Origin of the sequence: Hyphomicrobium sp. (assembly GCF_036833075.1) — a bacterium.
GTDB lineage: Bacteria > Pseudomonadota > Alphaproteobacteria > Rhizobiales > Hyphomicrobiaceae > Hyphomicrobium_C.
Genome location: NZ_DAITQL010000008.1, coordinates 29,687 through 47,389, shown reverse-complemented (window position 1 = coordinate 47,389; position 17,703 = coordinate 29,687). Strand labels below are relative to the sequence as shown.

The 17,703-nt window shown below is 63.8% G+C and carries 13 protein-coding genes and 1 tRNA gene; 6 read left to right on the top strand and 8 right to left on the bottom strand.

Going from position 1 to position 17,703, the window contains the following annotated elements; translation table 11 throughout:
- Nucleotides 1-20: 20 nt before the first annotated feature.
- The 4 genes from V7082_RS04240 to V7082_RS04225 form a co-directional block, all read right to left on the bottom strand.
- Nucleotides 21-1,124, bottom strand: a complete 1,104-nt coding sequence (locus tag V7082_RS04240; protein WP_334146375.1) for a glycosyltransferase — start codon at nt 1,122-1,124, stop codon at nt 21-23.
- A gap of 116 nt (nt 1,125-1,240) precedes the next feature.
- Entirely contained in the window at nt 1,241-2,614 is a 1,374-nt protein-coding gene (locus V7082_RS04235) for an MATE family efflux transporter (RefSeq protein ID WP_334146374.1), read from the bottom strand.
- Nucleotides 2,615-2,655: 41 nt separating this feature from the next.
- The gene (gene recR / locus V7082_RS04230; RefSeq protein ID WP_334146373.1) at nt 2,656-3,261 is read right to left on the bottom strand and encodes a recombination mediator RecR; all 606 of its coding nucleotides are present in this window, start codon (nt 3,259-3,261) and stop codon (nt 2,656-2,658) included.
- 46 nt (nt 3,262-3,307) lie between these two features.
- On the bottom strand, nt 3,308-4,390 hold the full coding sequence (locus V7082_RS04225) for a helix-turn-helix domain-containing protein (protein ID WP_334146372.1): 1,083 nt from the start codon (nt 4,388-4,390) through the stop codon (nt 3,308-3,310).
- Between the two features lie 198 nt (nt 4,391-4,588).
- On the opposite strand from V7082_RS04225, the gene V7082_RS04220 reads away from it, so the two are divergent.
- The 5 genes from V7082_RS04220 (at nt 4,589) to V7082_RS04200 (ending at nt 11,101) form a co-directional block, all read left to right on the top strand.
- A complete protein-coding gene (locus V7082_RS04220) occupies nt 4,589-5,086 on the top strand; it encodes a MarR family winged helix-turn-helix transcriptional regulator (RefSeq protein WP_334146371.1) in 498 nt (165 codons plus the stop codon).
- A 293-nt stretch (nt 5,087-5,379) separates the two neighbouring features.
- Nucleotides 5,380-7,557 (top strand): DUF1217 domain-containing protein, encoded by a 2,178-nt coding sequence (locus tag V7082_RS04215; protein WP_334146370.1) that lies wholly within the window; start codon nt 5,380-5,382, stop codon nt 7,555-7,557.
- A gap of 499 nt (nt 7,558-8,056) precedes the next feature.
- A complete protein-coding gene (locus tag V7082_RS04210) occupies nt 8,057-8,779 on the top strand; it encodes a GntR family transcriptional regulator (RefSeq protein WP_334146369.1) in 723 nt (240 codons plus the stop codon).
- 215 nt (nt 8,780-8,994) lie between these two features.
- On the top strand, nt 8,995-9,432 hold the full coding sequence (locus V7082_RS04205; protein ID WP_334146368.1) for a TadE family protein: 438 nt from the start codon (nt 8,995-8,997) through the stop codon (nt 9,430-9,432).
- A 10-nt stretch (nt 9,433-9,442) separates the two neighbouring features.
- The gene (locus V7082_RS04200) at nt 9,443-11,101 is read left to right on the top strand and encodes a pilus assembly protein TadG-related protein (RefSeq protein WP_334146367.1); all 1,659 of its coding nucleotides are present in this window, start codon (nt 9,443-9,445) and stop codon (nt 11,099-11,101) included.
- Nucleotides 11,102-11,244: 143 nt separating this feature from the next.
- On the opposite strand, the gene V7082_RS04195 is transcribed toward V7082_RS04200, so the two are convergent.
- From V7082_RS04195 to V7082_RS04185, 3 genes are all read right to left on the bottom strand, one after another.
- Entirely contained in the window at nt 11,245-12,012 is a 768-nt protein-coding gene (locus V7082_RS04195; RefSeq protein WP_334146366.1) for an SDR family NAD(P)-dependent oxidoreductase, read from the bottom strand.
- A gap of 118 nt (nt 12,013-12,130) precedes the next feature.
- Nucleotides 12,131-14,323, bottom strand: a complete 2,193-nt coding sequence (locus tag V7082_RS04190) for an ethanolamine ammonia-lyase (RefSeq protein WP_334146365.1) — start codon at nt 14,321-14,323, stop codon at nt 12,131-12,133.
- A 41-nt stretch (nt 14,324-14,364) separates the two neighbouring features.
- On the bottom strand, nt 14,365-15,798 hold the full coding sequence (locus V7082_RS04185) for an ethanolamine ammonia-lyase reactivating factor EutA (protein ID WP_334146364.1): 1,434 nt from the start codon (nt 15,796-15,798) through the stop codon (nt 14,365-14,367).
- Nucleotides 15,799-16,014: 216 nt separating this feature from the next.
- Here V7082_RS04185 and eutH point away from each other — a divergent pair, with 216 nt between their 5' ends.
- A complete protein-coding gene (gene eutH, locus V7082_RS04180; protein ID WP_334146363.1) occupies nt 16,015-17,262 on the top strand; it encodes an ethanolamine utilization protein EutH in 1,248 nt (415 codons plus the stop codon).
- 211 nt (nt 17,263-17,473) lie between these two features.
- On the opposite strand, the gene V7082_RS04175 is transcribed toward eutH, so the two are convergent.
- Nucleotides 17,474-17,550: transfer RNA gene (locus tag V7082_RS04175), tRNA-Met, on the bottom strand.
- Nucleotides 17,551-17,703 lie beyond the last annotated feature (153 nt).

Genomic DNA, 17,703 nt, shown 5'->3' with positions numbered 1-17,703 from the left:
TCTCGCGTCGGGGTGAGAGGTCAGGCGACGCCGATGATGCGGGCGAGGGCGGCGTTCACGTCCTTGACGTCGAACCGGCGCTCGGCCTTGAGGCGCGCCGCGCGCGATCCCGTGGCCAGCAGGCCGGGGTTTCGCAGATAGCTCTCCATGGCGACGGCGAGGCTCGCCGCATTGGCGGGCGCGACCATGCAGCCGGAGACCTTCTCGTCCACCGTGTCGGCGCAGCCCGGCGCGTGCGTCGTCACGACGGGCCGGCCCGTGGCGAGCGCTTCCAGCACCGCGCGCGGCATGCCCTCGCCGTGGGACGGATAGACGAAGACGTGGCAGGCGGCGAGCGCCGGGTGAACGTCCTCGAGGTGGCCGAGGTACTCGACGGCGCCACCGTCGGTCAGACTGTCCGGCGCAACGGCGTCGGACGCGTCGCTCGGCTGGCCCGCGAAACGGAAGGTTGCGCCCGGCCACGCAGCCTTCAGTCTTTGGGCGGCGGCCTTGTATTCGAGCACGCCGCGGCGGCGCTCGAGCCGGCTCATCATGAGGAAGGCGAGCCCGCCGTCGAGCGGCGGAAGCGGCACGGCGGGAAAGCGCTTGAGATCGATGCCGCTGCCGGGGACGATCAGCGTCTCAAGATTGCGCGGCAGGAGGCCGAGCCGCGCCAGGGTGCGCGCGTCGTCGCGATTATGGAGCACGACCGCATCGCTGGCACGGATCGCATCGGCAAATCGCCGGCGCCCGACGCTTTCGACGCCGTCGCGCGGCAGGCCGTTGACCATGCTGATGACGCGCCGGACGCCGGCTCGCCGCGCCGCGGCGGCGGCGAGCGTCAGTGTGCGCAGGCCGACGGCGAGCACGATGTCGGGCTGCCAATCCTTGAACTGGGCCATGAGGCCCGCAATCGTCTGCCAGTCGGCCAGGATACGCAGCGCCGGCTGCGGCGGCTCGACGGCGCGGTGCTGGGCGCCGATGCCGCGCAGGATGCGGAGGTAGCGTCCGGGGCCGGGCGGGGTCATGCAGAGAACGCGGTGGCCCTTCCTGGTCAACCATTCGATGAGGTCGTGGCGCAGGATGGCGGCGGCCTCCAACGAGGGCGCGACGAGGGCTATTCGCTCCGATACGGGCTTGGTCACTCGCGAGGCCGATCCTGCCGATTCTGATGTCGCGAATCCTATCGTAGCCGTGCGGGGCGCAACAAGAACGGCGGGCGGGGCCGGCGCCCGCATGCACAGGTTCGGCGCGCGGGAGGCTAGCCGGCCGGATGGGCGCCGCCGAGCAGCCGGTCGAAGAGCCTGAGACAGAGCCAAACGGCGAGGCAGCCAAAGAGGATGCCGCCGGCCATGTGGGCCGTGAGAACCCCTTCGGCGCCCGCGAGCCAACTGCCGAGGTGCACGAGCGGGATGGTGCCCAAGGTCGCGCGACCCCAGTTCAGAAGCGTCGCATAGTGCGGGAAGTCGAGCGTGTTGAACACGGCGTTGACGACGAACAGAGCCCCCATGAACGCGAACAGCGGCGCGAGCCAGACGTTGAACAGGGTGATCAGGTCGGCCGCGGCGCCGGTGACGCCGAAGAGGCTGACGAGGCTCGGCGAGAGCAGGGCGAGCACGATCCAGGCGGCGGCGGTGAAGCCGACATTGACGGCGAGGGCGAGCTTGAACGCGTCCCGCACGCGGGCGCTTTCCTCGGCGCCGTAGTTCTGGCCGATGATGGGGCCGATGGAGGACGACAGCGCGTAGATGGCGCCGAAGGCGACGGGCAGAATGCGTCCGATGATCGCCCAGCCCGCGACGGCATCGTCGCCATGGGTGGCGATGGCGGCCGTGACGTAGGCGTTCGAGACCGGAGAGGCGATGTTGGTCAGGATCGCCGGCACCGCGATCGTGGTGAAGGTCGGGACGTCGGCCGCGAACGCGGGCAAGCGCGGCCGGGCGGTCAGTCCGTGCACGCGGACCACGCCGTGGAGGCCCACGGCCATGAATGCCAGGCGGGCGCCGACCGTCGCCCATGCCGCCCCGTCGATTCCGAGGCCGAAGCCGAAAATGAGAATGGGGTCGAGGATGGTGTTCACCACCGCGCCATAGAGTGTGACGTTCATGGCGCGGCGCGCGTCGCCCGCCGCGCGCAGGACGGATGCGGACGTCATGGCGAGCGCGAGCGCCGGCAGGCCGACGGTCACGATCATGAGATAGCGCGTGGCGAGCTCGTGCGTGCGACCGTCGGCGCCGAGGGCGGTGAGAAGCCAGGGGATGGTCAGGAACATGAGGGCCGCGGCGATCACGCCCGCGACGAGGCTCGCGATATGCGCGTTGACGGAATAACGGGCTGCGCGGAGCCGGCGCCTCTGGCCCAGCGTCCGCGAGACCATGGTGGTGGCGGCGATGCCGATGCCGATGCCGATCGCAATCGTGAAATAGAGGATCGAGCTCGCGTAGCCCACCGCGGAGAGAACGGCCCGATCGTTCAGCCAGGACAGGAAAACGATGTTGGCGAGATCGCTGAGGAAGATCGCGCCGAGGCCAACGCCGCCCGCGCCGCTCATGACGAGGATGTGCCGTAGCAGGGATCCGACGACGAATTTCGGTGGCGCGTGGGAGAGCGCGCCCGAATTCGGGCGGGTGTCCATCGTGATCCTTTCGGGAAACGGCCGTCGGGAGCGTGCCGTCGTCAGAGCCTCTTGCGCGCCTTGATGGCGGCCGCCAGCGTGCCTTCGTCCAGATAGTCGAGCTCGCCGCCGATGGGGACGCCTTGCGCGAGGCGGGAAACGACGACACCCGTCGGACTCAATTGCTCCGTCAGATAATGAGCGGTCGACTGGCCTTCAACCGTGGCGTTGAGGGCCAGGATGATCTCTTTCACCTCTCCCGCCGCCGCACGCTCGAGGAGACGCGGAATGTTGAGGCGGTCCGGCCCGATGCCGTCGAGCGGTGACAGATGACCGCCCAGCACATGGTAGGGCGCGTTGATCACCGCGGCGCGCTCGAGCGCCCAGAGATCGCCGATCTCCTCAACGACCACGATCGTGCTGCGGTCGCGCCGGCCGTCGCTGCAGATCGTGCAGGGCGACACCGTATCGAGGTTGCCGCAGGTGGGGCACTCGACAATGGCGCGGACGGCGACGCCCAAGGCGTCCGCCAGGGGGACGAGCAGCTCCTCGCGCCGCTTGAGTAGCGCGAGCGCGGCTTTGCGTGCGGAGCGGGGGCCGAGGCCGGGGAGACGCGCCAGGAGCTGAACAACCCGCTCGATCTCGGGGCCGGCTATTTTCTTCGACATTTGTGCTTCTTGCTGGGTGTGCGGATGGCGCGGAGCCAGGCGCAGCCTAAGCACGTCGGGCGTGCGTTGTCACACGGCGGAGGTCTGCGGGCCGCTCGAGGCCGTTTTCCGCGGTAAAGGCAGCGTTGGTCGGACGCGCGGCCGCAGGGCTCGCGGCATCGCCGGCCGCTGTCCTGGAGGCGATTAGCGCGGCCCGGCGCCTGTAGTCCGTCGGTGTTACCCCGAACCGCGCCTTGAAGCGGCGGCCGAAATGCGAAAGATCGGAGAAGCCCCAACTGAAGGCGATCTCACCGATATTGCGATGACATTGGGTGGCATCCTCGAGCGCGGCCCGGCTGCGCTCGAGCCGCCGTTCGGCGATGTAGCGCTCGATGGAGGTGTGCTCCTCACCGAGCAGCGCGTTGGCGTAGCGCACGGAGATGCCGGCTTCCGCCGCCACGCGCTCGGGCTTCAGATCCGGCTCGACCAGTCGCCGCTCGACGATCGCCTTGAGCCGCAAGAGGGCGGTGGCGCGCGCCGAGGAGAGGCTCGGAGCGCTACCGGCTCCGGTTGTGAATGCAAGCGCCACCAGGTCGAGCAACTGCTCCGCAGCCTTGAGGTTCGCAAGCTCGTCCAGGGAGTCGATCTTTTCGGACACGAGCTTCAGGTAGCCCATGGCGAGGGCCTCGATCCCGGTCGTCTCCGTGATCGCATGAGCCATCCGGCCGGCGAGGGTGCCGAGGCGGGCTTCGATCAGCGGGCGCGGGATGCGAAGGGCGATGTTGTTGCAGGTCGTGTGCAGCTTGATCTCGAACGGGCGCAGGGAATCGACCAGGAACATGCCGCAGCCGTCGATCGTCGATTCGACGCCGTCCTGGGCCACGCTCACGCCGCCCGCGTAGGTCATTCCGAGAAGGATATCGTCCGTGCTCGAGCGCGACGCATAGCGCTCCGACCGGTGAACGCGCCCGCCGCCGGCCCGGAACCTCGCCATCCCGATGGTGCCGCCGAGCACGCCGATCTCGACCGATCCATTGAAGGTGCCGGCGTCCTCGGGGTGGAAATCGTGCGCCACATAACCGCGTGTCGCGACTTCGACCCAGTAGGCCAATCTTTCCCGTGGGTGAACATCGTTGGTCGAAAAGATCATGCTTTCCTACCTCGAATCTCCCCTTGGTCGACACCTAGCGCCGTGTGGTGCGAGCAAGATCTTATCATTGCATTTAATAGAGTTTCTCGACTGAGGAGTCGACTGACGATTGCACGTCGGGCAGCGCCGGGCGGGTAAAGCGTCGTTTCCTGAGCTGAAAGTCCAACCGGTGCGTGCAACCGTACGGCGAGAACATCCATGACGCGAAATTCTGCAGATTCCGGTTTCGGGCAGTCGCCTCTGCATCTCTTTCATCGGGCGGTGCAGGTGGTCACGGAAATCTATCAGGCCGAAATGGCGGACCACGATCTCACGGCGCGGCAGTATGCGGTGCTCTTCGCGCTTGCCCACGCGGACGGGCTCAGCCAGAGCAAGCTTGTGGATGCGACCGGCATCGATCGTTCGACGATGGCCGATATCGTGCGGCGCATGCTGAAGAAGGGCATCATCCAGCGCAAGCGGGACAAGGACGACGCGCGCGCCTACGAGGTCAAGATCACCGACGAGGGTACGCGCCTGTTCAAGGCGGTCGCGCCGATCGTGCAGCGTATCGAGGAGAAGCTGCTCTCGGCGCTCAACGGCAAGCGCGTGGACGATTTTCTCGATAGCCTTGCGCTGATCGTGAGCGTCAGCCCGCCGCCGGCTGCCGCGACCGGCAACGGCCAGCTTCCGGCCGCGCTCGAGGCCCGCAAGTAGCCCTTGCGGGCAGGCAGGCCGGACAACAGGGCTCCGGCCGCCCCGCGCGTGCCCGTGTGGTCCTCAAGTTAAGGCTCCCGTTACCTCTCGTCCCTAAAATCACGGTTAAAATCCGTTCGCGCACGGCTCTGCGGTGCCGGCCGGTGTGAGCTTGCGGCCGATGGCCGGTCTGCCGGCAGGCTCACATAAGCTCCTCGCGGTAGCATGGAAGGCGTTGCCGGCGTCGGGTCGCGGCTCTCCGCGTCGCGGCGGCGCTGGCGGGTTTCGGGCGGGTTTCGAGCGGAGAGCCGGCGATGATTTCCACCTTCCTCTCTTACCGGATGTACACGGCCGACTACGGCAAAGCGGTGCAGCGGACGCTCGCCAATGCGCAGGTCGCGCGCGAGCAGGCGTATTACCGGGAGAACATCGGCAAGGTCACGTCGGTCGACGACTTCCTCAAGGATCAGCGCCTCTACGCCTATGCCATGAAGGCCTATGGCCTCGAGGACATGACCTACGCCAAAGCCTTCATGCGCAAGGTGCTGGAAAGCGACGTCACGGACCAGAACAGCTTCGTTCGCAAGTTGACCGACCAGCGGTATGTGGAATTCGCGCGTGCCTTCAATTTCAAGTCCGACGGGACCGTGAAGGCAGGGACCTCCGTCGTGCAGGACACGTCGGATCTGGCCACCCTCGTCGGTCTCTACTCGGAGCAGCGCCTGCGCAAGGGGACTGCGGTCACCGCCGAGGTCGAATACTATCAGGCTCGCATGGCGACCATCGCGTCGGCCGATCAGTTCGTCGCCGACGCGCGGTTGTTCGAGTTCGCGCTCACCGCCTACGGCATCGACGCAAGCATCGCGTCGGAGAGCGCGATCAAGCAGGTGATCAGCGGCGATCTCTCGGCCGTTGCCACCTCGCCGAACCTCGATAAGTACGAGAAGCTCGCGGCCGCATTCTCGTTCCAGGCGGACGGCAGCCTAGCGCTGGGCGAGCAGGCCCAAACGGGCGCGCAGATGCTGCAGACGGTCTATCTCAACTACGACGCCAACGGCGCCGCACGGTCGGCCTCGGCGGCCGCCTTCAATACCGGCGTCTACAATGGATTGATCGGCAGCCTGACGTCGGTCGACGATCTCGTCGACAACGACCTCCTGCGCGACTATGTCGTGATCGCGGCCGGCATCGATCCGCTCACGGTGTCCAAGCAGATGGTGCGCGATATCCTGACCAGCGATCTTAGCGATCCGGACAGCTACGCGAACACAAAGACGGAATACGCCAAGCTTGCGTCGATGTTCAACTTCAACACCGACGGCTCGCTCGATGCCGGCGTGCTCGCGCAGACGGAAGAGCAGCAGCAAGAGACGGTCACCGCCTATTACGCGAATTACGAGTCCGAGAAGCTCGCCACCGAGAAAAGCAATACGGAGGACTACAAGACGCTGATCGGTCTGGTCTCGAACGTCGATGATCTGATCAACGATACCCGCGCCTACAAGTACATCCTCGATGCCTTCGGCATCGATCGGAACTCGGTGACCAAAGCCACGATCCGGAAGGTGCTGACCAGCGATCCCAACAGCTCCACCAGCTACGCCAACCTGACCCGCGATCCGCGCTTCAAGGCGATGGCCGCGGCGTTCAACTTCGGTGCTGACGGAAAGGCGCAGGGCCAGCTGGTCGCGCAATATTCGTCCGCCCAGTCGAAGACGATCGCCCTCTACGAGGACACGCTCGGCCAATACGACTTTCAGAAAGAAGCCGGGCAGGTCGAGATCGACTACTACAGCTCGGTGTTGGAGTCCGTCGAGAGCGTCGATGATCTGCTCGCCGACAAGCGCGTCGTCACGTTCCTGAAGAAGGCCTACGGCTTCGAGAAGGAGACAAGCCCGCTGTTCCTTCAGACGCTGCGGGCTGCGCTGACGAGCGACGCGTCCGATGCTACGAGCTTCGTCAACAGGGCCGGGAACGAGCGCTTCCGCGAGATCGCAAGCGCTTTCAATTTTGCGTCCGATGGATCCGTGAAGCGCGTGACGCTCGGCTCAGTCCAGGATCCCAATGCACTTGTCGAGACGCAGGATCTCTTCCTTCGCCAGACGATGGAGGTGAGCGCCGGAGAGCAGAACGAAGGAGTCCGTCTCGCTCTCTATTTCCAGCGCAAGGCGGAGAGCATCACGTCCGGATACTCCATTCTCGCCGACAAGGCGTTGTTCGCTTTCGTGACGACGGCGCTGTCGCTTCCGGACGCGGTTGCGAACATGGATACGGATATGCTCGCAGCCCTCCTCGAGAAGCGCATCAACTTCGAAGACTTCAAGGATCCTGCGAAGCTCGACAAGTTCATTGCGCGGTTCACCGCTCTCTACGACATGGAGAACCAGCAATCGACGACGTCCATCCCGTCGCTGCTGCTCGGCCAGACGGGGATCGTCGACATCAGCCAGGATCTCCTCACCAGCGTTCAGGCGATGTACGCGCGGTTCTAGGTTGCGTCCTATCAATGTCCCACCCAATCATGAGTCCGCAACCTAGCCAGGCGGCTGGTTCCATTTGAGACCGGAGTCGCCCTCCAAGCTTCCGGCGTGTTCCGCTACTGCTGACGAGGTCTGACCCGATCGTGGGGCCCGCGTGTCTTCCCGCGAGCCGCCTCAACACCGGGATTTCTTCCGTTTTCCCGTTACATAATTTCAACTTGAGATTTTATTTGGCATGCAGGCGATGCCTGGGCACACCGCACCCGCCGCCTCCTAACTTGCAAGATAATCCATATGATTTATCGGATAAAAATTATCGTTCACTGATTGTGGCACTGTGCGTTTTCCCCAACTGTCTGGCCTTTTGTTATTCGAATATGCAATTTATGGTTGCATATTAGTTTTCTCACCATAATGCTCACTTCATCCGTCGGGAGAGCGTTGGTCGGATCCCGCGTTATGTCAGCACGAGGTCACGGGCCTCGTTCATCTCAAACCTCGGGGGAATAGCATGCCAGACTTGGAAACTCGGCTTGCGGCGCGGCCGCTTTATCTGCAGGTGCGCGATGTCCTGGTGCAGCGGATCGTGGTCGGTCACTGGAAGCCCGGGGCGACGCTTCCAAACGAGACGCAGCTCGCCCAACAACTCGGCATCAGCATCGGAACCGTGCGCAAGGCGCTCGATCTCATGGAGGTCGAGCGGATCGTGACGCGCCGACAGGGGCGCGGAACGTTCGTCAACGATTATGCGTCGGCCGAGACGACATTCCCGCTGTCGATGTTCCACAACTCCGAAGGAAAGCGGATCTCAGGCACGAAACGTGCCCGGTCCATTCTGCGCGAGCCGGCGGGTGCCGAGGAAGCCGCGCGGCTTGGGCTGCGGCGGGGCGACGAGGTTATCCGCGTCGAACGGGTGCGTACGCATCAGGAGCAGATCTTCATGACGGAGGTCTGCCTGCTTCCGACGAAGCTCTTCGGACGACTGCCCGAGGATTTCGGAAGCTATCGTCTTTCCGCGCTGGCTCAGCTCAATTCCATTCTTGTCGGGCGTGCGGACGAACGTGTCGACATCGCGCTCGCGACCGCGCACCACGCCAGCGATCTCGGCGTCGCCGAGGGAACGCCTCTCTTGCGTCTCGATCGCGTGATCTTCTCCGATCACGAGGACGCGCTCGAATGGCGTGTGGCGCACTGCTTCATGCGCAACGAGCGCTATCTCGTGCGATTCAATTGATACGTGTTCGATTCGATTTTTGATCGTGCGCACTTTAGGAATTTCGGTCCTGTGCAGGATAGAGAAACAACGAACCTCTCTATCCTGCATTCTGTTTTTCTTTAGGACCATAATAATCGTTCCGAGAAATGGCGCGCTGTGACGCGCCATTTTTTACGCTCGTATTCACGGTGCGCGCCTACGCTTCGGCCAGCTTCCACAGAGAGAGATTGGCCATGGGATGTCCGGATCGAATTGCTCCCCGCATTGCTGAGGACGCCGCCGGTGCGGCGGCGGTCGAGTTCGCGCTGGTGTTTCCGGTGGCGCTTATCTTCCTCTGCGGGCTTCTCGCCTACGGTATTTATTTTGCCGCCGCCCACTCCGTGCAGCAGATCGCTGCCGATGCGGCGCGCGCGTCCGTCGCCGGGCTCGACGACAGCGAACGGGTCTCGATCGCGACGCGCCATGTCGCTTCGAGCGCGAGCGGCTACCCGCTTCTGCGGCCGGATCGCATCACCGTTCTGGCCGGCGCGCTGGCCGCGGACGGCTCGCAATTCGAGGTGACGGTCGCCTTCAACTCCGAGGACCTGCCGATCTGGGTGCTCTCGGGCCTCGTGCCTCTGCCGCAGAAGACCATCGAGCGCACGGCGATCATCACGCGCGGCGGATATTGAGAGGTCGAACATGACATGCCGTTCACTGCTCTTGCGCGCGCGCTCGGCCCGGGAGGGATCGGTTGCGGTGCTGATGGCCCTGTTTCTCGGGGTTTCCATCGTCCTCTGCGCGCTTGCGGTCGATGTCGGGTCGCTCTATCTCGAGCGGCGGACGGCGCAAGGGGCCGCGGACCTGGCGGCGCTGGCCGCTGCGAGCGATCTCGACCGCGCCGAGCAGGCCGCGCGTGCGACGCTCACCGCCAACGGCTTCGGCGACGTCTCGCTCGCGGTGACCAAGGGCCGATATGAGGGTGATGCGGCCCTCGCTCCGAGCGAGCGGTTCGCGCCGGGCAAGACCCCCTTCAACGCGGTGCGCCTCGACGTAGCGACCGGTGGCCAGCTCCATTTCGCAAAATCGTTCATGGCGGAACCTCAGATCGCCGTCTCGGCCCTCGGTGCAGCGGATGCGCAGGCGACGTTCTCCATCGGCAGCCGGCTCGCTCAGCTCAACGGTGGAGCGGTCAATGCGCTCTTCGGATCGTTGCTTGGCGGTAACGTTTCCCTCTCGGCCATGGATTACCAGGCTCTTTTCGATGCCAACGTTTCGATCGCGCGCTTTCTGTCCGAGCTCGCCGTGGAGACCGGCGTCACGGCGGGCACCTACGGCGAGCTGTTGAGCGGCGAGGTCGCCGTCGGAGCGGTGCTGCGCGCCGTCGTCGAGGCTGCCAGGGCCGATGGAGAGAACCGGGCGGCAGAGGTCGTTTCGACGCTTCTCTCAGAGGTCACGGCGAATGCTACGGTCTCGCTCGATACGCTGGTCGACCTAGGGCCGCTCGCCAATGCGCAAATCGGGCAGCCGAATGCGGGCCTCGGGGCCGATGTCGGCGTGATGTCGCTCATTTCGGCTCTTGCGTCCGCCGCCAATGGCGGAAACCAGGTCGCCGTCAATCTCGGCGGCGCGATCCCTGGGTTGCTCAGCCTCAAGCTCGATCTCGCCGTCGGAGAGCGCATGCAGCGCTCCGGCTGGGTTACGGTCGGCCAACCCGGTGCAACGCTCGAGACGGCGCAGACGCGGTTGCGGCTGGTCGCGGAGGTCGGAGGGACGGGCGTGCTGGCCGGCGCGCGTGTCCGACTGCCGATCTACATCGAGGTTGCCGCGGCCGAGGCCCGGCTCAAGGCGCTCACCTGCACAGGCGCTGAGGCTGCAAACCGGGAGGCGGTGATCGAGGCGCGGCCTGCGGCGGTCAAAGCCTGGATCGGCGACGTGACTGCCGGCGGCCTGTCGTCGTTCGGGACGAGCGTTCCCGTGTCCGACGCGTCCGTCGTGCAGGCGCCGCTGATCTCCGTGTCGGCAAGCGCCTTCGCGCAGATGACGAACGTGGCCGCGACGGAGCTCAGCTTTTCGCAAGGTGACATCGACACGCATGTGATTAAGACGGCCAAGGTCCGCGATCACCTGTCGTCGCTGGTGTCCAGCCTGTTGCAGACCGCACGGCTCAACGCCAACGTCGCGGGGCTCGGGCTCAACGTCTCGGCGATCAAGGTGTTGGTGCTGTCGCTCCTGTCGCCGGTCGTCGCGGCGCTCGATCCGGTGGTGGAATCGTTGCTGGAGGCGGTCGGCGGCAGCCGCGGCGAGGTCGACGTCGAGGTCAATGGGCTGCGCTGCGGCGGCGCGGTGCTCGCCGGATAGAGCGGCGTCCGCCCTTCGCGGCATCGAAGCCGTTGTCGAGGTGAGGAGCTTGCCGGACGAGCCGGGTCCGGTGGCGCCTTGGATGTGGCGCCCTGGATTATGGATGGGAGCGTATCGGCTGCAGGACCACCTACGCCACAGCGTCAAACCGCGGTGAAGCAATTGTCGACGAACAGGTGCGCGCCATTGATGAAGCTCGCCTCGTCGCTGGCCAAGAAGAGCGCGGCCCGCGCAACTTCGTCGGGCTCGCAGAGCCGACCCTGTTGAGTGGCGATCGCGGCGTCGGACACATCGACACCGAGCGCCGAGAGTTCCTTGACTTCCCGCAAACCGTGAGGAGTCGCGACGAAACCCGGACAAACCGTATTGCAGCGGATCTTGCGATCGCGAAACTCCACGGCGATCGACTGCGCGAACATATGGCAGGCGCCCTTGCTCGCGTTGTAGAGCACCTCGGAGGGCGTTGCCGCGACCGCGGAAATCGACGAGGTGCACACGATCGCCCCGCCGCCAGCGTCGATCATGCCAGGAAGGACGGCCTGGGTCATGAGGAACATGCTGGTGACGTTGACGCTCATCAGCCAGTTCCATTCGTCGAGCGAGCATTCGAGGAACGGCTTCACGATGATGGTGCCAGCATGGTTGAACAGCACGGTGATCGTTCCGAACTCGCGCGAGACCGCGTGCACCGCGGCGTCGACCTCGTTCGGCTGCGACACGTCCGCTTTCGCGAAGACCGCCTTGCCGCCTGCAGACTTGATTTGCTCAACGATGGCGCGGCCGGCGTCCTCGTTCTTGTCGACAACCCCGACTTTTGCGCCTTCGGACGCAAACAAGAGCGACGACGCGCCACCCATGCCCGTCGCGCCTCCCGAAATGAGGGCAACCTTCCCCGCCAAGCGTCCGGCCATGTCGCCCCTCGCGTGTCTTATCTCGCCGAGCCAGCGGCTCGGTTGATGTTTGATGTGGCCAAAAGGGTAAGGGTGCGGCCCGGTCTTACGGGGAGGCGAGGCCGCATCCACGATCGTCCTAGGAGACTCGGCGCACCATCGCGCGCTCCAAACGGTTTCCTGCCGCGCGGTGAGCAAGGATCTGTTTGGCGCGCTCGGCGATCAAGCTGCCGGCCTCGACCGGGGGCATGCCTTGCCGATAGATGTTCGAGATCACCGTGTATTCATACCGTATATCATCGTTGCCGCTGAAGGCCCGCGCCGCCTCTTTGGTCTCGTCATCGTCCAACCTGTAGGCGAGATATGCGGACATGCTGCGGGACGCCATGGCATCGCCGCCGGGGCGCTCGCCGATCAGATTGATCACCAGCTTCGGCCTCAGCCGTTCTCCGATCTCCTCGGCGAGCTTGACGCGGCCATACGGCGCGAGGATCGGCTTTCCGACGCTGATCTTCTGCTGCGTAAGACCGTCAATCAGAACGGGCAACAGCTCGGGGATGTTGTGATGCACCGCTTCGGCGCTCAATCCGTCCGAGATGAGCACTTGAACGTCGACGTCTTCCGGATTGAGGAGCTGAAGCTCCTGATCGTTCAGGCGCGAGCCGATATCCGGATTGTTGAGATGATCGCCTTTGGTCGATGCCTTGGTCGCGACACGACGGAACTCGATATGACCGAGACGCTCGGGCGCGATTTCCGCGTAGATGGCCTCGCGGGCGGCGGCCAAGTTCGCCTTGATGTCGCGAGAGACGGCGTTCGCCGGCCGCGGGCCCGCGTTGTCCCAACCGTAGGCCGCGGGCAGACTTTCGCGGAGCCGCTGGAACTCGACCTCGGAGCTGCAGAAGATCCGGGGATTGCCCCAGTTCGGTCCGCGTTCCAGCTTCCCTTCCTCGTCGCGCTGGAAGATTCCGCGTTCGATGGCCCATTTGGTGTAGTCGGGCGCCGGCTCGAGGCCGTGGATTTCCCGCAGGGTCTGGTCGTCGTGGGAACAGGTGTCGAAGTAGGCCAGCATGCGGTCGACGCTCAGATAGACGTCCATGAAGAAGTTCGCGCCGGCTGCGGTCAAGAGCTCCGTGGCGATCTGCTGCCCTTCCATGACGATCTGGGAGTGGAGCGTATAGCAAGGTGCCATGCCCATCGGCAGGCCCATGAGCTTGCCCATGAAGTGGTCCTGAAGGTTGGACAGGATCATTTCGTGGTTGGTGAGATGTGTTTCGGGTCCGATGAAGCCGGTGACGTTATTGACCATGAAGGGATCCCAGCGGCGCGCCAGTCCGTAGCAGAGCGCTTCCGTGGTCGTCATGTCGATGCCGTTGTGCTTGCCGTAAGTGACCTCGCTTCCTTGCCCGGTCTCGAAGTACATGAACTGCTTGGCGTCGGGGGCCAACGGCCCCCGTTCCGCCATGGTGCGATAAGCCGTGTCGATGAGATCGACAGTGCAGTCGAATTCCTCGGTCAATGTGCGGTCCGTGCCGGCGAGGCTTTGGAACATGATCTCGACGGGCGCGCCGTTCTCGAGGCAGGAGAGCTGCGTCTTGATGTGTGAAAGAACGCAGATCTGCGTCGGCGCGCCGGTCTGGCGCCGAAGTTTGTCGAGGTGGTGCAGGATGGCGCTGATATTGTCGACCGTATCGATGGCAGGGTTGAGCCCGAACAGGGCATCCCCCGAGCCGAGGCTCAGGCCGGTGTAGACCAGCAGCGTGACCGTCGATAGGTCGTCGGTGGGATGGTTCGGCTGGAGGCGTGACGAGAGCGTCCCAGGCAGCCCGACAGTCGTGCGAGCCGTGGCCGACCGCTTCAGTTTTTTCGCGGCAAAGACCAGCTCATGCACGTCCATGAGCTTGGCGATTGCCGCCGCCATCGGTCCGGTCAGTGCGGATCCGATCCGCTTCGCGGCGGCCGGCTTGCTCTTGAGAATTGCATCCTTGACTTCGCCGACCGTTTTATCGGCGAGCTCAGCAAACACCTCGAGATCAATGTCGTAGTTGACCTTCATCACGCTGTCGACGCGCCCCGCGTCGTCGGTCAGGGGGCGATCGTAAAGGTGCTGGAGCGTCAGCTTGGAGAGCAGCCCGCGCGCGGCTTCTCTCTTCACTTCGTCTTCGGCGCACAAGCCAGACAGGCGATCGCCGGATTTTTCGAAATCCGCAGCGCCGAGCAGTGCCTTCAGTCCCTTGAACGAATAGGTGCGCTCGAAGAGCCGCGTTTCGTAGACCTCGTCGGGCTTCGGTGCGGGGACGCGTATTTCGCTCAGAGGCTTAAGTTCAATCATCTCCCGTTCCTCCCACATTTTTTGAAGTAGCTGATTATTCTCTAATTCATTCCATAAAACGAAACTGGCACGACGCCGTTGCGCATCCGCCCCAAATTGACGAAGTGGGCCTTGCGCTCGGGTATTTCATCAATAATCATAAGCTTGCGGTCTGTTGTTCGCCACGCGGTGGCATAGTTGCCGAGAGCCTTGCCGACGTTGGCCGTGGTCAGGATAACGATCGAGGCGTCCTGCGGTAAATCTGCCTCGTCCAGGGCCGACGACATGGCAGTGCCGAGCCGCTTCACGGCTTCGAACGAGGGATGTGAAGTTGGCCAGATGAGCTGCAGGCAAGCGCCGCGCCGTGAGCGGCCGGCAAGACGGAGCGCATCGCGCAAAGCCGGCACGTCCGCGTCCGCTGCGAGCGTGGCAACGACGGGCAGATCCCGGAGAGGCAGCGTTTCGCCGCCGCTGAGGAACAGTGTCGTACCCGATATTTCAGTGTTGTTGAGGGTGAGGCCCTGAACGGTGGCGCGCCCCCGGTGCTCCGGCACATAGTCGCGTACATCGCGCGAAAGCCGTGGGTGGGCCAGAATGGCCAAGGCGAGATCCACGCCCAGGTCTCCATAGAACGTGGTGTTCGGCACGGGGTTGCCGGCTGCAATGGCGTACACCAGTTCGCCAACGCCGCCGGAGAACGTGAGAGTTGCTGACGCGGCGCGGGAGCTCTCAAAGGGGGACTGCTCGATCAGGCGCCCGACCGGGGTGTTGAAGAATGTCCTGTCACCGTCGGCGATGGCGCAGAGCGCGCGAACGAAATAGCCCGTGATGCTGTGAACTTCGCCTTCGCAGAGTTTGCCCCCGACCGCCATCTTCAGTCCGAGATGCTCGAGGATGGCCGCGCCAAAGCGCGAGACACTGCGCAGCTCATAGCCGCCGGGGACGAACTCGAAGTGCCGAGCTCCGACGAAATGGCAACCGGTTTCCCGGACGTTTCCATTGATGCCGAGGGCGGGGTTGGTGGTTCCCCCGCCGATGTCGAGATTGAGAAAGGCTCGCTCAGGGTAGGCTCGCGACAGGGCCGCGCTTCCGCCCATGAACGCCAGCCAGGATTCCAGCCTTGGATCGTCCGCGGTGGCGACGACGGCCTCACCGAGGAGGTCAACGATCAGTGACGTGAGGGATTCGGCGTTTTCGCGCTCTGCGGCCAAGCCCGTGACGATGGCGCCGCCGGCGAAGATTTCATTTGTGTCGATTTTGCTCTGGTTCAGCCACGTCGAGACCTGTGCGCGGACCGCATCCAAGTCGATCTTCTGGCCGCGAAAGGGCGTGAAGATCGATTCCGGCCGGTGGATGGCTTTTGCACTGCGGAATTCCATACGGCCGGTCGCGCAGTTGTTTGCGAGGTCCGCCTCCACGGCGAGCATGCTGGAAGTGGTGGACCCGAAATCGAGCCCGACCAGCGTGACTTTCTCTTGCTGCTTACGACCAAGCATTCGGGCCTGCCCTCGTTGGAAGACTGTACATCGACCAATTAACTGTGTCACTCAAGGAGAGCTCCAGGCCAAGCAAGGAGCTGGGCGGCCGTCGATCGGGGAGGGTCAATTCGTCAGAACAACTGAGAGCTGCGGTTGCCTTCAGCGTAATGTTTCGCAGAAAAGAGCTTGAATGTAAGACGTCTCATTTCACTGCAGAAAAATTTGTGCGGGGAAATGGACGAAAATAACGAACATACCGGGAGTGGAAATATGGCTCAGATAGGTAATTTCGTCATTTACATAATCATGGCCTGCGCTGTTGCTGGCGCCATTGCTTCGGCATTTGATCAAGAGAAGGGACTCGGAAAGGAATTTCTAGAAGGCATCTACAGTATCGGTCCGATTTTTGTGCCTGTGGCCGGTATTATGGCTGCAAACCCCTACCTGTCGAAGATCATCGCGGCCGCGTTCGGTCCGCTATTTGCAAGCGTCGGCGCGGATCCCGCAATCGCCGCAACGACCATCATCGCCGTCGATATGGGCGGCTACCAGCTCGCCAAGGACTTGGCGGCTACGCCGGAAAGCTGGATCATGGCGATGATGGTCGGCTACATGGCCGGCGCCACCATCGTGTTCTCGATCCCGGTTGGGTTGTCGATGCTGGAGCGCCAGGATCATCCGTACCTGGCGCTTGGCGCCATGGCGGGCCTCCTGAGTATTCCGATCGGCGTGTTGGTTTCGAGCCTGCTGATTTCCGGTTTCGAGCCGCTGGTCCGAGGCGAGATCTCCACCAATGCCGAGGCGACGACGGCTTTGTCGCTTTCGGCTTCGACGATCTTCGCGAACCTCGTTCCGCTGGTCGCGGTCTGCGTTGTTCTGGCGCTCGGTCTCCGGCTCTTCCCCGACCGCATGATCGCGGGCTTCCTGTGGTTTGGCTGGCTCCTCACCGCAGCGTTGCGGCTGATCCTGGTGTTCTCGATCGTCGAATATTTTACGGGCGTGTTCACGACCGTCTTCGGTGCCTGGGGCTTCGATCCCATCATCGCTGATGAGAAGGATCAATTCCGTGCCCTCGAAATCGCGGGCTACATCGGAATCATGCTCGCTGGCGCTTTCCCGATGGTCTACCTGATCAACAAATACCTTGGCAGACCGATGGAAGTGTTCGGTCGGCGGATCGGGGTCGATGCGAAAGGCGCGGCTGGCCTTCTTGCGGCCGCCGCGAACGTCCTCGCGATGTTCCATCTCATCAAGGGAATGGCGCCGAAGGAGAAAGTTCTCTGCATTGCCTTCGCGGTTTGCGGCGCCTTCATGTTCGGTGATCATCTCGCGTTCACCGCAAACTTCCAGCCGAACCTGATCCCCGTGGTCATGGCAGGGAAGCTCGTCGGCGGAATCAGCGGCTTCCTGCTGGCGTACTGGCTCTCGGTGCCTCGCGCCGTCTCTCTCGAGCAACGGCCTCTCCAAGAGCAAAGCGTCTAAAGCTAGAACACGCAAAAAAACGGCCCGGTTTCGGGCCGTTTCACTCTTGGGACGTCCCGCAACTTGCCGCGTGGATTGATCGGTCTGGACTGCAGACTACGTTCGCGAACTGGCCATGGAGGTCCGCATAACGCCTCGGGGCCGCGGCTGGCCCCCAGCCATCCGGGACATCTTGCTTCGTTGATGTAGCCCGAGGGCACTTTGGCGTCGTTGGTTGCGGGGATAGGATTTGAACCTATGACCTTCAGGTTATGAGCCTGACGAGCTACCGGGCTGCTCCACCCCGCGATACCGACACATATACCGACCTGACCTGGCCTCATGGGCCTTGTCCTGTCGTCTCGAACGATCCGGCCACCCGTGTGGTCTTGGGGCTGATCTGGGCCGCCTCGTCCTTGCCGGACCGGGCCCGTTCGAAAGGAGCCGCCGGGGCGGCTCGGC

Coding starts and splice junctions, on each gene's coding strand:
- V7082_RS04225 (WP_334146372.1), bottom strand. CDS start 4,390: ATGATCTTTTCGACCAACGATGTTCACCCACGGGAAAGATTGGCCTAC.
- V7082_RS04215 (WP_334146370.1), top strand. CDS start 5,380: ATGATTTCCACCTTCCTCTCTTACCGGATGTACACGGCCGACTACGGC.
- V7082_RS04195 (WP_334146366.1), bottom strand. CDS start 12,012: ATGGCCGGACGCTTGGCGGGGAAGGTTGCCCTCATTTCGGGAGGCGCG.
- V7082_RS04210 (WP_334146369.1), top strand. CDS start 8,057: ATGCCAGACTTGGAAACTCGGCTTGCGGCGCGGCCGCTTTATCTGCAG.
- eutH (WP_334146363.1), top strand. CDS start 16,015: ATGGACGAAAATAACGAACATACCGGGAGTGGAAATATGGCTCAGATA.
- V7082_RS04235 (WP_334146374.1), bottom strand. CDS start 2,614: ATGGACACCCGCCCGAATTCGGGCGCGCTCTCCCACGCGCCACCGAAA.
- V7082_RS04220 (WP_334146371.1), top strand. CDS start 4,589: ATGACGCGAAATTCTGCAGATTCCGGTTTCGGGCAGTCGCCTCTGCAT.
- V7082_RS04200 (WP_334146367.1), top strand. CDS start 9,443: ATGACATGCCGTTCACTGCTCTTGCGCGCGCGCTCGGCCCGGGAGGGA.
- V7082_RS04205 (WP_334146368.1), top strand. CDS start 8,995: ATGGGATGTCCGGATCGAATTGCTCCCCGCATTGCTGAGGACGCCGCC.
- V7082_RS04185 (WP_334146364.1), bottom strand. CDS start 15,798: ATGCTTGGTCGTAAGCAGCAAGAGAAAGTCACGCTGGTCGGGCTCGAT.
- recR (WP_334146373.1), bottom strand. CDS start 3,261: ATGTCGAAGAAAATAGCCGGCCCCGAGATCGAGCGGGTTGTTCAGCTC.
- V7082_RS04190 (WP_334146365.1), bottom strand. CDS start 14,323: ATGATTGAACTTAAGCCTCTGAGCGAAATACGCGTCCCCGCACCGAAG.